Annotated in this window: 14 protein-coding genes; 8 read left to right on the forward strand and 6 right to left on the reverse strand. The window is 71.2% G+C overall.

The window, feature by feature from the left end; genetic code table 11:
- The 7 genes from WBA97_RS06815 to WBA97_RS06845 form a co-directional block, all read left to right on the forward strand.
- The coding region (locus WBA97_RS06815) for a type I polyketide synthase (RefSeq protein ID WP_424229846.1) at window positions 1-1839 on the forward strand (1839 nt) is incomplete at its 5' end.
- Between the two features lie 44 nt (window positions 1840-1883).
- Window positions 1884-2765, forward strand: coding sequence for an ABC transporter ATP-binding protein (locus tag WBA97_RS06820; protein ID WP_424229847.1), 882 nt, complete (start codon window positions 1884-1886; stop codon window positions 2763-2765).
- 25 nt (window positions 2766-2790) lie between these two features.
- Window positions 2791-3528 carry a hypothetical protein gene (locus WBA97_RS06825; RefSeq protein WP_424229848.1) on the forward strand — a complete coding sequence of 246 codons (738 nt, stop codon included), beginning with the start codon at window positions 2791-2793 and terminating at the stop codon, window positions 3526-3528.
- A gap of 19 nt (window positions 3529-3547) precedes the next feature.
- Window positions 3548-4942, forward strand: a complete 1395-nt coding sequence (locus WBA97_RS06830) for a macrolide family glycosyltransferase (RefSeq protein WP_424229849.1) — start codon at window positions 3548-3550, stop codon at window positions 4940-4942.
- Window positions 4939-6240, forward strand: a complete 1302-nt coding sequence (locus WBA97_RS06835) for a macrolide family glycosyltransferase (protein ID WP_424229850.1) — start codon at window positions 4939-4941, stop codon at window positions 6238-6240. The genes WBA97_RS06830 and WBA97_RS06835 overlap by 4 nt, the downstream gene beginning before the upstream one ends.
- Window positions 6241-6382: 142 nt before the next feature.
- Window positions 6383-7354 (forward strand): NAD-dependent epimerase/dehydratase family protein, encoded by a 972-nt coding sequence (locus tag WBA97_RS06840; RefSeq protein ID WP_424229851.1) that lies wholly within the window; start codon window positions 6383-6385, stop codon window positions 7352-7354.
- Entirely contained in the window at window positions 7351-8574 is a 1224-nt protein-coding gene (locus WBA97_RS06845; protein ID WP_424229852.1) for a macrolide family glycosyltransferase, read from the forward strand. The genes WBA97_RS06840 and WBA97_RS06845 overlap by 4 nt, the downstream gene beginning before the upstream one ends.
- 24 nt (window positions 8575-8598) lie before the next feature.
- Here WBA97_RS06845 and WBA97_RS06850 read toward each other — a convergent pair whose 3' ends face one another.
- On the reverse strand, window positions 8599-9783 hold the full coding sequence (locus tag WBA97_RS06850; protein ID WP_424229853.1) for a cytochrome P450: 1185 nt from the start codon (window positions 9781-9783) through the stop codon (window positions 8599-8601).
- 252 nt (window positions 9784-10035) lie between these two features.
- Between WBA97_RS06850 and WBA97_RS06855 the strand changes: the two genes are divergently transcribed.
- On the forward strand, window positions 10036-10431 hold the full coding sequence (locus WBA97_RS06855; RefSeq protein WP_424229854.1) for a hypothetical protein: 396 nt from the start codon (window positions 10036-10038) through the stop codon (window positions 10429-10431).
- A 77-nt stretch (window positions 10432-10508) separates the two neighbouring features.
- On the opposite strand, the gene WBA97_RS06860 is transcribed toward WBA97_RS06855, so the two are convergent.
- From WBA97_RS06860 to WBA97_RS06880, 5 genes are all read right to left on the reverse strand, one after another.
- A complete protein-coding gene (locus WBA97_RS06860) occupies window positions 10509-11648 on the reverse strand; it encodes a 3-hydroxyacyl-CoA dehydrogenase NAD-binding domain-containing protein (RefSeq protein WP_424229855.1) in 1140 nt (379 codons plus the stop codon).
- Between the two features lie 162 nt (window positions 11649-11810).
- Window positions 11811-12080: a hypothetical protein gene (locus tag WBA97_RS06865; protein WP_424229856.1), complete on the reverse strand. Its 270-nt coding sequence runs from the start codon at window positions 12078-12080 to the stop codon at window positions 11811-11813.
- A gap of 26 nt (window positions 12081-12106) precedes the next feature.
- A complete protein-coding gene (locus tag WBA97_RS06870; RefSeq protein ID WP_424229857.1) occupies window positions 12107-12394 on the reverse strand; it encodes a hypothetical protein in 288 nt (95 codons plus the stop codon).
- A gap of 70 nt (window positions 12395-12464) precedes the next feature.
- A complete protein-coding gene (locus WBA97_RS06875) occupies window positions 12465-13154 on the reverse strand; it encodes a hypothetical protein (RefSeq protein WP_424229858.1) in 690 nt (229 codons plus the stop codon).
- Window positions 13144-13380 carry a hypothetical protein gene (locus WBA97_RS06880; RefSeq protein WP_424229859.1) on the reverse strand — a complete coding sequence of 79 codons (237 nt, stop codon included), beginning with the start codon at window positions 13378-13380 and terminating at the stop codon, window positions 13144-13146. The genes WBA97_RS06875 and WBA97_RS06880 overlap by 11 nt, the downstream gene beginning before the upstream one ends.
- Between the last annotated feature and the right edge of the window lie 536 nt (window positions 13381-13916).

Consider the following 13916-nt stretch of genomic DNA (forward strand, 5'->3'; position numbering starts at 1 on the left):
CTCGGCGCCCGCGTCGCAGGCTGGCTGGCCGGTCACGGCGCCGGGCATCTCGTGCTGGTCAGCCGCGGCGGCGCGAGCGCACCGGGCGCGGCGGACCTTGCCGACCGGCTGCGTGCCGATGGCGCCACCGTCACCGTCGTCGCCTGCGACGTCACCGACCGGGCCGCGCTCGCCGCCGTGATCGAGGCCGTCGGCCCGCTGACCGCCGTCGTGCACGCCGCGGGCGTCGCGGACGGCACCGGGCTCGACGCGCTCACCGACGAGCGGCTGGCCGCCGTGCTCGCCCCCAAACTCGACGGCGCCCGCCACCTCGACGCGCTGACCGCCGACCACCCGCTGGCGGCGTTCGTCCTGTTCTCCTCGGCCGCTGGCGTCTGGGGCGGGTCCGGCCAGTCCGCCCACGCCGCCGCGTGCGCGGGCCTCGACGCCATCGCCGCCGACCGCCGCGCCAGGGGCAGGACCGCCACCGCCGTCGCCTGGGGCCCGTGGGCCGAGCCGGCCGGCCTGTCCGGTGGCGCCGCCGACCGCCTCGCCCGCACCGGCCTGCCCGCCATGGACCCGGACCGCGCCATCACGGCGCTCGCGGTGGCCGTCGCGTCCCCCGCCGACAGCGTCGTCGCCGACATCGAGTGGGACCGCTTCCTCCCCGCCGTCACCGGCACCCGGCCCCGGCCCCTGTTCGACGCCATCCCACGCTCCGCGACGGCACCGGAACCGCTGCCACGCCCGGCCGCCGACCTGGCCGGACTGGTGCGGTCCGAGGCCGCCGCCGTGCTCGGCCACGCCGACGCCGCCTCGGTCGACCTGGCGAGCGGGTTCCTCGAACTCGGCTTCGACTCCCTCACCACCCTGGAGTTCCGCGACCGGCTGCGCGCGGCCACCGGCGTCCGCCTGCCCGCCAACCTGATCTTCGAGCACGCCACCGTCGGCGCGCTCGTCGAGCACCTGCGCGCCACCGTCGGCGGCGGCGCGCAGGGACCCGCCGGGGTACTCGGCGTCTCACCGGAGGACCGCGATCCGGTCGGCCTGCTCAACTCCCTCTACAAGGTCGCCGTGCGGGACCGCAAGGTCACCGAGTTCCTGGAGTTCCTCGGTGACGCCGCCGGGTTCCGCCCGGCCGCCGAGACCGCGGCCGCCGTCGGCGCCGCCCCTGGCGCGACCCGCCTCGCGGCGGGCGCCGAGGAGCCGGTGCTCATCGGTTGCAGTGGCATGACCGCCATCGGCGGCCCGCACGAGTTCGCCAGGGTCGCCGCCCCGCTGCGCGGCCTCCGCGAGGTCGCCGCCGTCCCACTGCCCGGCTACGGCCGGGGCGAGCGGCTGCCCGCCACCATGGACGTGGCACTCGACTGGCTCGCCGAGTCCGTGCTGACCTACGCGGCAGGCCGCAAGTTCGTCCTCTTCGGACACTCGGCGGGCGCGATCGTGGCACACGCGCTCGCCCGCCGCCTGGAAGCCGATGGCGACTGCCCCGCCGGGCTCGTGCTCGGCGACCTGTACCTGCCAGGCGACACGACGATGTCGGGCTGGGACAACGAACTGTCCGAGGGCGCGTTCGCCCGTGAGGACGAGTACGTGCCCATGGACGACCTGCGGCTCACCGCGATGGCGTGGTACGCCCGCATCTTCTGGCTCTGGCAACCGGCGCCGGTCGAGGCCCCGACGCTGCTGGTCCGCGCGAGCGAGCCGCTCGGCCCCGTGCCGGAAGGGCAGGACTGGCAGAGCTCCTGGGCCGGTGCCGAGTCCGTGGTGGACGTCGCTGGCAACCACTTCTCGATGGTTGGCGAGCACGCCCCGGCCACCGCGCTGGCCATCGACTCCTGGATCCGCAAGACCCTGTGACCCGGGCCAAGCCCCGAAACCCGTCAAGGAAAGGAAACACCGCGATGAATGAGGTCCTGGCCCGCGCAGTCGGAGTCACCCGCCGCTACGGCGACGTGACCGCCGTCGACGACGTGAGCATCGAGATCCCCGCCGGGCAGGTGCTCGGCATGCTCGGCCCCAACGGGGCGGGCAAGTCCACCCTTGTCAACATGTTCGTCGGGCTGCGCCGTCCGACCAAGGGCAAGGTCGAGCTGTTCGGCCACGACCCCCGCGACGTCGCGGCACGCAGGTCCATGGGCGTCACCCCACAGGAGACCGGCATGCCGCTGACGGTCCGCGTCGGCGAGGCGGTCGACTTCGTCGCCTCGCACTTCCCGGACCCGATCAGCACGGACGAATTGCTCGACCGCTTCGCGCTGAGCGAGGTCGTCCGCAGGCAGACTGGCGGCCTCTCCGGCGGCCAGATGCGCAGGCTCGCCGTCGCGCTGGCCTTCGTCGGCAGGCCCAAACTGGTGTTCCTCGACGAGCCGACCACCGGCCTCGACGTCGAGGGCAGGCACACGCTGTGGGCGGCCATCCGCGAGTTCAACGCCGGTGGCGGCACCGTCGTGCTCACCAGCCACTACCTGGACGAGGTCGAGCAGCTCGCCGAGCGCGTCGTGATCATCGACCGCGGCCGGGTCGTCGCCGACGACAGCGTCGACAGCCTCCGCAGGCTCACCGGCCTGCAACGCGTCAGCGTGTCCATCCCCGAGGTGCCGCCGCTGCCCGGCGTCGAGGGCGTCGAGCACGCGGGGGACCGCACCCACCTGGTCACCCACGACGCCGACCAGCTGGTGCGCGACCTCGTGCACACCGGCATCCCCTTCAGCGGCCTGGAGATCCACGCGGGCTCGCTGGAGGACGCCTTCCTCGCACTGACCGCCAAGACCCCCGCCCTCTGACCACCCCGACACGGAGTCCGTCACCATGAACTCGATCGTCGTCTACTCCAGGTTCCAGCTCCTGCAAGCGATGCGCATCCCGATGATGTACGTCGCGCTGCTGTTCATGCCCAGCGTCGGCATGGTCCTGTTCGTCATCCCCGCCGTCGGCGACGACCCGGTGGCGGCCACCATGTCCACCGCGTCGATGTGCCTGTTCGCCGTGCTGACGATCTGCGCGGCGCAGTACGCCATGGACATCTCCATCGGCCGCACCCAGCCATGGGGCACCTACGTGCGGACACTGCCGGGCGGCCCGCTGCCCAGGATCGTGAGCATGCTGGTGTTCAGCACGGTGCTCGTGCTGTTCTCCTGCGCCCCGCTGATCGTGCTCGCGGGCGTCACCACCTCGGCGAGCGTGTCCGTCGACGGCCTGGTGCTCGGCTTCGCCGCGCTGCTGCTCTCGGTCATCCCCTTCGGACTGTTCATGACCGCGGTCGGCTACTCCGTGACCCCGATGGCGATCGGCCCGGTGACCTCCCTTGTCCCGATCCTGCTCGCGTTCGTCGGCGGCTACTTCACCAACCCGAACGAGACCGAGGGCCTGCTGGCCACGCTCACCCAGTTCCTGCCGACCAGGGGCCCTGCCGAGCTGGTGTGGTCCGCGGTCGGCGGCTACTCGGTGCACGTGATCTCGATGGTGTCGTTCGTGGTGTGGACCGTGGTCTTCGCGGCCTGGGCCTACCGCGCCTACCGCAACGACGAGGGCAAGCGGTTCGCATGAGGCGAGGAGGGCAGTGCACGTGAGCAGTCACATCGTCGTCGTCAACAACCCGGGGCTCGGCCACGTCCTGCCCACCGTCGACACGGTCGCCGAACTGGTTCGCCGGGGACACCGCGTCACCTACACCGCCACCGGCGCGGCGGCCGGGCTCGTGGCCGCCGCCGGGGCGGAGGTACTGGAGTTCGAGTCCGTCCTGGCCGGGATCGACCTGGCCGCAGTGGACACCGAAGGCGAGTCGCATCGGCTGCTTCCGTTGCAGGTGCGGGAAAGTGAGGCGATCCTGCGTGCCGTCACCGCCCGGTTCGGCACGGGCGGCCACCCGGACCTGGTCGCCTACGACACCACCGTCTACCACGCTGGCCGGATCCTGGCCCGCGCGTGGGACGTGCCCGCCGCGGCCCTCTGCGCGACGTTGTCCTCCAACGAGCACTTCTCGTTGCTGGACAAGTTCGTCGAGGTCACCGGCGCGGCACTGCCGAGGAACCACCCCGCCCTGCGCGAGTTCGGCACCCGGCTGCTGCGGCTGCTGGCCGCACACGGGCAGGGCGACCAGACCATCGAGGAGTTCGTCAGCCGCCAGGAGGGCCTGCATCTCGGCTTCTACCCGAGGTCCTTCCAGTACGCGGGCGACACCTTCGGCGAGGCACATGTGTTCGTCGGCCCGCACCTCGGTGTCCCGGCCGCCGACCCGTGGACCCCGCCGCCCGGCGACCGTCCGCTACTGGTGGTCTCGCTCGGCACCAGCGTCCACCGCAAGCCCGGCTTCTTCCGCACCTGCGCCGAGGCGCTGGCGGAGCTGCCGTACCGGGTACTCATGGTCGTCCCCGACGGACTGGACGGGCCGTTGCCCGCCAACGTGGAGACCCGCCGCTGGCTGCCGCTCACCGAGGTGCTCGCACACGCAGCGGGCTTCGTCTGCCACGGCGGGCTTGGCAGCATCATGACCGCGCTCGCCAACGGTGTCCCGGTGGTCGTGGTCGCTGACGGGCCGGAGCGCCACGTCAACGCCACCCGGGTCGAGGAACTGGGACTCGGGCGGTCGGTTCCCGAGTCGCGGCTGACCGCGCAACGGCTGCGCGCCGCCGTTCTGGAGACGGTGACCGATCCGTCGGTGCGCGAGGCCGCCGAGGCGATGCGCGCCGACATCCGGGACGCGGGCGGCGGCGCGCACGGCGCCGACGCCGTCGAGGGCTATCTGAAGGTCGCGGGCGACCGCGCGCGGGAGGACAACATGAGCGGAGCTTGCGGAGCCGTGAGCGGAGCTTGCGGAGCCGTGAGCGGAGCTTGCGGAGCGAACCATCAAGCAGAGCATCAAGCAGAGCATCAAGCAGAGCATCAAGCAGAGCATCAAGCAGAGCGTCAGGCACAGGGCGACCGCGAGCGGCTCCCCGGAGCCTGCGAGGGGGAATCGTGAGCCACATCGTCATCGCGGGGTGCGTTGGCGTCGGGCACGCGATCCCGACCCTGGACACCATCGCCGAGCTGGTCGCGCGGGGACACCGGGTCACGTGTGTGACCGTGCCGCTCGCGGCCGCGACGCTGGCCCCGACCGGCGCGCACATCGTCCCGATCGACTCCGTGCTCGCCACGGTCGACCTCACCGTCATGGACACCGTGACGGAACTGGACCGCCTCATGGTCCTCGGTGTCGAGGAGGACCGGCGGTTCATCGCGGCCGTCGAGGAGTACGCCGAGCTGCAGGGCCGTCCGGATCTGCTGGTCTTCGACGCCACCCGGTTCGCCGTCGGCCGGATCCTCGGCACCAAGTGGGGCGTGCCGACCGCGGCGTTCTGCACCGTCCAGCTGTCCAACGAGCACTTCTCGTTCCAGGAGCGGGTCGACGCCAAGCGCGGCGCGCTGCCACGGCGCCGTCCCCACGTCGCGCGGGCGATGCGCGGCCTGATGTCGCTGCTGGCCGAGCACGGGCAGAGCCACCGCTCGCTGGACGAGTTCTACCGCGCGGAGGAAGGGCTCTACGTCGCCTTCTACCCGAGGGAGTTCCAGTTCTCGGGGGAGACCTTCGACGACCGGTACACCTTCGTCGGGCCCAACCTCACCATCGGCACCGACCCCGGCGGGTGGCGACCGCCCGCCGACGGGCGCCGGGTGCTCATGGTGTCGCTCGGCACCAGCGTGTTCCGCAACCCGGGCTTCTACCGCGCCTGCGTCGACGCGTTCCGCGACAGCGACTGGCAGGTCGTCCTGCACGCGCACAAGGGACTCGATCTCGACGCGGTCGGCGAGCTGCCGCCCAACGTCGAGGTGCACGGCTGGCTGCCGCAGCTGGCGGTGCTGGCGCACACCGACGTCCTGATCTGCCACGGCGGGCTCGGCACGTTGATGGCCGCGTTCGCCGAAGCCACCCCGGTCGTCGTGGTGCCCAACTCCGGCGAGCAGATGGTGAACGGGGACCGGGTCGCCGAACTCGGGCTCGGCCGCGTGCTCGCCCAGCAGGAGATCACCGCGGCAGGACTGCGTGCCTCGGTGGAGGAACTACACGCCGACCAGGGTGTCCGCGCCCGCGTCGGGGACATGAGCGCCGCGATCCGGCGAGCCGGTGGCGGCGCGCACGGCGCCGACGCCGTCGAGGGCTATCTGAAGGTCGCGGGCGACCGCGCGCGGGAGGACAACATGAGCGGAGCTTGCGGAGCGAATCGTCGAACACAGGGCGACCGCGAGCGGCTCCCCGGAGCCTGCGAGGGGGAGTCATGAGCGGAGCTTGCGGAGCCGTGAGCGGAGCTTGCGGAGCGAACCATCAAGCAGAGCATCAAGCAGAGCATCAAGCAGAGCATCAAGCAGAGCGTCAGACACAGGGCGACCGCGAGCGGCTCCCCGGAGCCTGCGAGGGGGAGTCATGAACCACACAACTGAGACCCGCACCCGCGTCGTCGTCCTCGGTGCCTCCGGTTTCATCGGCACCGCCGTCGGCCGGGCACTGGCGCGGCGGCCGGTCCGGCTGCGGCTGGTGTCGCGCAGGCCGCCGCCGGTCCCGTACGACCCGGTCGCCGACGTCGAGATCCGCAGCGCCGACCTCACCGAGCCGGGCGCGCTGGCGGCCGCGGTCGGGGACGCCGAGGTCGTCATCCACCTCGTCGCCCACTCCTGGCGGGCCGAGGACGAGGCCACCGTCGGCGAACGCGTCAACGTCGGCCTGGTCCGGGACCTCGTGTCCGTCTGCCGCGCGACCCGCCGCAACCCGTTCGTGGTGTTCGCGGGCACCGGCCTCAACGGCGACGACCACATCGACCGGGTGCCCGCCGTCCCGCGCAGTGCCTACTGCACACAGAAGCTCACCGCGGAGCGGGCGCTGGAGCTGGCCACCCTCGATGGCGCGCTGCGCGCGGTGACCCTGCGCCTGCCGCCGGTCTTCGGCTACGAACCGGGCACCCGCCCCAACATCGTGGAGACCATGGCCCGCAGGGCACTCGACGGCGACGCGCTCACCCTGTGGAACGACGGCACCGTCCGCCGCGATCTCGTGCACGTCGACGACGTCACCGCCGCCTTCATGGCCACACTGGACCACCTGGACGCGCTCACCGGCACGTACTGGCCCGTCGGCACCGGCCGAGGTGCCCCGCTCGGCAAGGTGTTCGCCGAGATCGCCCAGGTCGTCGCCGACCTCACCGAGCAGCCCTCGGTCGCGGTGACCTGCGTGCCGCCGCCTGCCAACTCGCTGTGCACCGACCGGGTCGACGTCGACATCGACCCGGCCCGTTTCCACGCCGTCACCGGCTGGCGGCCGAGGATGTCCGTGCGCGACGGCGTGATCAGCACCGTCGCCGCCCTCACCGGCGCGCTGGTGGAGACGGCGGGTGCCAGGTGAGCCACATCGCGTTCCTCAACAACTCCGGCTACGGCCACGTCATCCCGACGCTCGGGGTGATCTCGGAACTGGTCGCCCGCGGCCACCGTGTCACCTACGTGACCGGTGACCGGCTCGTCGACACGGTCGCCGCGACCGGCGCCCGCGTGGTCGGCTACGACTCGCGACTCGTGCACGTCGACCTGTCCCAGGTGGTCGACGCCGACGCGACCTCGCGGATGCCCGGCATCTACCTGCAGGAGGCCGTCGACATCCTGGCCGCGGCCGAACCGGTGCTGGCCGGCGACCGGCCGGACCTGATCGCCTTCGACATGACCGTCTACCACGCCGGCCGCATCCTGGCCCGCAAGTGGGACGTGCCAGCAGCGGAGTGCTTCCCGTGCCTGGCGTCGAACAAGCACTTCTCGTTCCTCGACGCGATGCTCGCCACGATGGCGGACAAGGGCAGCTGGGGCCACCCCGCGCTGCGCGCGTTCTTCGCGCGGCTCAACGGGGTCCTGGCCGACCACGGCCAGTCCGACCGCACCGTCGAGGACATCATGGGCCAGGTCGACGATCTGAACCTGGTCTTCCATCCCCGCCGGTTCCAGCCCGCCGGGGGCTCGTTCGACGACCGGTTCACCTTCATGGGGCCGTGCCTCGACCACACCGAGCGCGCCGAGGCGCCGTGGCGGCCGCCGGATGGCGCGGGGCCGGTCGTGCTGATCTCGTTGGGTACCAGCGTGAACCAGCAGCCGGACTTCTTCCGGATGTGCGTGGACACCTTCGCCGACACCCCGTGGCACGTCGTCCTGGCGGTGCACAACGCGGTCGACCCGGCCGACCTCTCGCCCCTGCCCGCCAATATCGAGGCACACTCCTGGATTCCGCATCTGTCGGTGCTGGAGCACGCCGCCGTGTTCGTCTCGCATGCCGGTCTCGGCAGCATCATGGGTGGGTTGCACAAGGGGGTGCCGCTGGTGCTGGTGCCGTCCTCACCGGAGCACAAGGTCAACGCGCACCGGGTCGCGGAGCTTGGGCTCGGCCGTGTGGTGCGTCAGGAGGCGCTCACTCCGCAGCGCTTGCTGGCCGCGGTCGGCGGTGTCGCGGCCGATCCGCTTACCGGCAACCGTGTCCGGCGGATGCGGGAGGAGATCCGGCAGGCTGGCGGGCCCGCCGTGGCCGCGGACGCGGTCGAGCGGTGCATCGCCGCGCACCGGGGAGTGGCCGCTGTCGGCTGAGTCGCCCCTTTCCGTGGTGTGCGGTCACCGGGACAGGCGTAGTGGTAGCTCCTCGAGCATGCGGAGGTTGAAGTGCTCACGGTAACGCGGCTCGTCCACCGCCTGCTCGATCTTGGGGTAGCGCGCCAGCATCGTGCCGAACACCCCGCCCGCCTCGACCTGGGCCAGCATCTTGCCGATGCAGTGGTGCGGCCCGGCGCTGAACGCCAGGGACCGCACCCCGGTGCGGCCGAGGTCGAGGCGGTCGGGGTCGGCATAGCGTTCCGGGTCGCGGCCGACGGCGTCGAACGCGACGAACACCGCCTCGCCCGCCGGGATCTCCTTGCCGCCGATCTCGACGTCGTCGGTGAGGACCCGGCAGGCGAACCGTGCCGACGGGTCGAACCTGGACAGCTCCTCGACCGCGGTGTTCATCAGCGACGGGTCCTCGCGCAGCGCGGTCAGCGCGTCGGGATCACGCAGCAGGGCGAGCATGCCGTTGCCGATGAGGTTGGCGGTCGTCTCGTGGCCCGCGTTGTAGACCAGACCGACGTTGGCCGCGATCTCCTCCTCGGTGAACGCGGCGTCCGAGCGGGCCATCAGCGACACCAGGTTGTCCTCTGCTCCGACGTCCTTCAGCATTCCCGCCGTGTAGGCGCGGATCCTGGGTTCGGCCTTGTTCATCGCGATGAGGCGGCGCGGGGTCACTGTGCGGTCGATGACGTGCCCCATCGACTCGCTCCACACCCGCAGCGTCTCGCGGTCGGGCTCCGGCACGCCGATCAGCTCGCTGACCACCGCGATGGGCACCGGGAACGCCAGCGCGGACATCAGGTCCACCTCGCGGGTGTCGTCGACCCCGGCCAGCAGCCGGTCGACGATCTCCGGTACCCGGGTCCGCATCCGCTCGATCACCTTGGGGGTGAACAACTTCCCGATCACCCGCCGCAGCCGCTTGTGCGCGGCCCCGTCCTGCATCAGCAGCCACTTGCTCGCCGCCCGCACCACCGGGCTCGTCGGCCCGCCCCGCGCCAGCGCCCAGTTGGGGTTGGCCGGGAAGTCGCTGGACGCGGCTGGCGACTTGAGGAGGGCCTCGGCGTCCGCGTAGCGGAACAGCATCCAGTAGCCGTGCGGGGTCTGGTGGACCGGGTCGGTCTCCCGGAACCGCCGGTAGTAGGCGAACCGGTCGGCCCTCAGTGCGGGGGCCCCGAAATCGAAATGCTCGCTCATGCCGTCCCCAATGGAGGAATAACGCGGACGCAGCCGATGATGTGTGCCGGTGCCATCGCCGGTCAACTCCTATCCGTATTTCCGGGGCGTGGTGCCCGATAACCCCTGTGGTCCACCGGACCGGCCCATGACTAACCCCTGCCGACCACTATGAGACGAATGTCTCTTCGTTGTTCTGAGCGTTTCCACGATTGCTTTATTTCTGCCAACATCGTGAGTACGTGATTGATTCCCAATAAATCGGAGGAAATCGTGAAGTCCGTTTCCCGCGTCCTGTCCGCAGTTGTCGCCACCACCGCGGCAGGCCTGATCGCGGTCGTCGCACCGGCGGCCGCCGCCGCGGCCCCGGCACACGACGACGTGTCTGCGGCCGCGTCGTTCTGCACCGCGAGCACGTCCGGTAGCACGGTGTCCGGCAACTGCACCATCGACACCTTCCTGGGCCAGTTCGGCGCCACCTTCAACGGCACTGTCCAGAGCGACGGCTACGGTTCCGGCGCGATCACGATGAAGGCGGGTGTCCTCGGTAACCGCACCGGCACCTGGACCGGCGGTCCGTTCCACAGCGGCCAGACCGCCACGATCACCTACTCGATCCCGAGCCCGGTCGGCGCGTTCACCGGCACGCTGGCGGTCGACATCGCGTAGCGCGGCGCCCTGGCCCCGTTGACCAGCCCGGCTGCCGCACGGCAGCCGGGCAGGAGCGGGGGACGGGGGAGAAGTGGTCAGCGGAACCCGCCGCCCGTCTTCCTGCCGAGCCTGCCCGCGGCCACCAGCTCGTCCAGCTGCCGCGCGGGCAGGAAGTCCGGTTCGGGAAAGGCACGGTGCAGCTCACGCAGGATGGCGAGCGACACGTCGAGGCCGATCACGTCGAGCAGGGCGAACGGGCCGAGCGGATAGCCGAACTCGGTCGTGACCGCGGTGTCGACGGCCTCGGGATCGGCATCGGCGCCGTCGCCGAGCAGTGCGACGGCCCGGTTCAGGTAGGCGAACAGCAGGTAGTTGACGATGAACCCGGTCCGGTCACCGCACTCGACACCGGTCTTGTCCATGCGCGTGCAGAGCGCCAGCGCCGTGGCGACGACGTCGGCCGAGGTCGTGCCGGTCCGTACCACCTCGACCAGCCGCATCGCGGGCGCCGGATTGAAGAAGTGCAGTCCCACCACCTCCCTCGGCCTGCCCGAAGCAGCCGCGCACTCGGCGACCGGCAGACTCGACGTGGTCGTCGCCAGTACCGCGCCGGGCGCGCAGATCCGCCCGAGGTCGGCGAACAGTTCCCGCTTGACCGCCAGGTCCTCGACCACCGCCTCCACGACCAGGTCGGCACCGGCCAGCACGCCGCGCTCCCCGGCCGGTGTCAGCAGGCCCAGCGCCCGGTCCCGTTCCGTCTCGGTCATCCGCCCCTTGCCGACCGACCGCTCCATCGACGCCGCGATCGACGCCACGGCCCGCTCGGCCCGCGCGTGGTCCCGGCCGACCAGCACCACCGGCAGCCCTGAGGTCACCGCCACCTCGGCGATCCCGCGCGCCATGGTCCCGGTGCCGACCACCCCGGCCCGGTCGATCCGCCGCGCCGCGACCGGCTCCGTGGCCCGCGCGCAGGAAGCGGGCTGGCCGACACCCGCGAACAACGGCGCGGGCGCGAAAGACGGGTCACCGGTGGCGTCGTGCATGCGCGCCAGCACACCGCGCACGACGTCCGCCCCGATCATGTCGATCATCGCGAACGGCCCGGAGGGCAGCCCGCATCCCAACCGCATAGCGGTATCGATATCCGAAGCCGACGCGTATCCGGTCCCGAGCAGTTTCGCGGCCCGGTTCAGATAGGAGAACACCAGCGCGGCGGCGGACCCTTCGGAAGCCACGCCGATCGGTAATCCAGGGGAGTAACTCAGTTCGGTGGACATAACGTCGATCTCCTCCAGTATGAGCCCACGCAAGGCAGCCGATTCACGACTGACCGCCGTGTGGAGTCCTCCCCCGCACCGTAAGGACCCCCGGCAACCCCCTGTAACCCTTAACTCCCCCTAGCGGCCGAGCATGCGTTGATGCGCGACGGTCCAGATCGGGCACGGATGCCGCCGGTGCCGTAACCATCCCGAGCATTGGGGGCAGTGGCCACGGCTGTCCGGCTCGTGCTGGATCAGCATCGCCCGCACGGTTTCCGTCAGCCGGGCCATCTCGGTCGCGGCGAGGGCGCGGAGGGACTCCGCGTCGGCGTCGTTGACCAGATCGTCCACGTAGTCCAGCCGCCCGTAGACAGCTTCACTCAGTGTCGAGGTCAGGATCTCGTCCATGTCACTCCTTCGCTGGGACACCACGCTCACCGATGCCCCTGGCTGCGTTCGGCCGTTGTCCTGGTGATGGGTGCGTTCATCAGTCGGCGGCAGTGGTCGCCGAAGCCGAGCGTGTCGTGTGCGAGTCCGAACGCGAAGGCCTCGGCGTCGACGGGGTCCGCGACGGCCAGCACGAGGGCGGCTCCGCCGTAGTCGATCACCAGGCGCGGAAGGCCGGTCGCCGGTGTCACCAACCGCGAGAAGCAGTGCGACGTCAGGCTGACGATCAGCCGGGTGTCGTCGATGATCGGTTCGGTCCGTGCGTGCCGGCTCATGCGGTGTGCCGCCACCCGGGAGAGGTGCGTCGCGGGTTCCCGCCGCGATGCGGCAGGTGGTGGTGTCCGGTCACTGCTCGTCCTCCCATCGCACGGGCTGTTGGAGCACGGCGAGGACTTCGTTGACGGTCCCCGCGAAGTCCGAGGGGGACACGACGCGTGCGGAACCGCCGCGTATCGGGCTGCGGTTCAGGCCGACGTTGTTCTCGTCGATGATCCACAACGATTCGGCGTACGCGTCATGGATGCGCTGGCACGCGAGGGAGTCGGGCGCCATCCACCAGAATCGCCATGACGGACCGGGCAGTACGACGATCGGCGCCAGGAACGGCCATCGAGCGACGACCTCCGCCTCCGTCAACGCGGACAGGCGTCCGCTCCGCGAAGGTGGCGGCGGCGCGAGACCGTCCGTCGGCCACCCTTGGCCCGCACGTCGGTGGTGCTCACCACGAATCGGCCGGTCGTCGAGTCGCGTCTCGAGGTCGGCGAGCAACTCCTCCCCAGCGGTGGTCATCACCACCTGCGGATCGCCGCCCTGCTGTGCCCCGAGCCGGACCTGCCCGTGCGCGAACAACTCGCGCAGGAAAGGCACGAGCTCGTGCGGAAACGCCGCACCGCCGTCGAGGAGCGTTTCGCCCGCGTGCACGGTGACGTGCCCGTACCGGACTCGCCGCAGGGCCTGCCGCGGGCCGGCTCCGTGCGATCCGTCAGCCGGGCGCATCACGAGGCCACCGGGGTCGGCCCGCCGCCTACGCGACACGGCGGGCGCCGATTAGCCGCTTCCGGCCAGTGCCCGGCTGGTAGTGCCGCTGGTCGAAGCGTGGCTCCTCGATCAGCACCTTCGCGAAGGTGCAGTCGCAGTCCGCGCACGCGCAGTGCTCGCGCACGAGTCGCAGGAAGTCCGTCCGCCAGCTGTCGCGGTCCAGGTCGTGGTCGCCCGCCAGGCAGTCGCCGCAGCAGCGGACCCGGCGTTGGTGCGAATCCATGGAGATCACCTCGTGCGGTAGGGGCGGCGGGGCCGGGAGTTCGGGGGCACATCCGGCCCCGCCGCCGTACCAGCGCGGGTGCGTGCCGGGCCGCCGCTGACGTGGCGCCACAGGTCGCGATCACCCGCAGGAACGCCGTTCCCCTTGGGGAGGTGGGAACGGCCGGCCGGGACATACATGCCGAGAGGGACGCCGCTGAGAACAGGCAGGTCGTTGGCACCTGACCCATGGGCCTCATCCCCTCCGGGGTCGACATGTGTTCCGGTCGCTGGGTCGGCGGGGCCTCGGGAACTTCACCACCACGCGATGACCCTGCCTCAAGGGCACGACCCCGCCGACATGTGCACACTAAAACTCGTACGTACGGATGTCGATAACCCATATGGGTAAGTGTGCGTTGGACGCACGCGTCGTAGGCTGCGGGTGTGGCGACTCCGACGAGGTTGAAGAAGCGGCTGGGTTTGTTCCTGCGTGAGGTGCGGCAGCGGTCGGGTAGGTCGATGGATCAGGCGGCGGGTCATCTGCGGGTGGAGCGT

The organism is Actinophytocola sp. (genome assembly GCF_049647105.1).
Classification (GTDB): domain Bacteria; phylum Actinomycetota; class Actinomycetes; order Mycobacteriales; family Pseudonocardiaceae; genus Actinophytocola.

What these genes read in the sequence shown, in the direction of transcription:
- WBA97_RS06825 (WP_424229848.1), top strand. Translation starts at nt 2,791, where the DNA reads ATGAACTCGATCGTCGTCTACTCCAGGTTCCAGCTCCTGCAAGCGATG.
- WBA97_RS06865 (WP_424229856.1), bottom strand. Translation starts at nt 12,080, where the DNA reads ATGGACGAGATCCTGACCTCGACACTGAGTGAAGCTGTCTACGGGCGG.
- WBA97_RS06870 (WP_424229857.1), bottom strand. Translation starts at nt 12,394, where the DNA reads ATGAGCCGGCACGCACGGACCGAACCGATCATCGACGACACCCGGCTG.
- WBA97_RS06850 (WP_424229853.1), bottom strand. Translation starts at nt 9,783, where the DNA reads ATGAGCGAGCATTTCGATTTCGGGGCCCCCGCACTGAGGGCCGACCGG.
- WBA97_RS06840 (WP_424229851.1), top strand. Translation starts at nt 6,383, where the DNA reads ATGAACCACACAACTGAGACCCGCACCCGCGTCGTCGTCCTCGGTGCC.
- WBA97_RS06880 (WP_424229859.1), bottom strand. Translation starts at nt 13,380, where the DNA reads ATGGATTCGCACCAACGCCGGGTCCGCTGCTGCGGCGACTGCCTGGCG.
- WBA97_RS06820 (WP_424229847.1), top strand. Translation starts at nt 1,884, where the DNA reads ATGAATGAGGTCCTGGCCCGCGCAGTCGGAGTCACCCGCCGCTACGGC.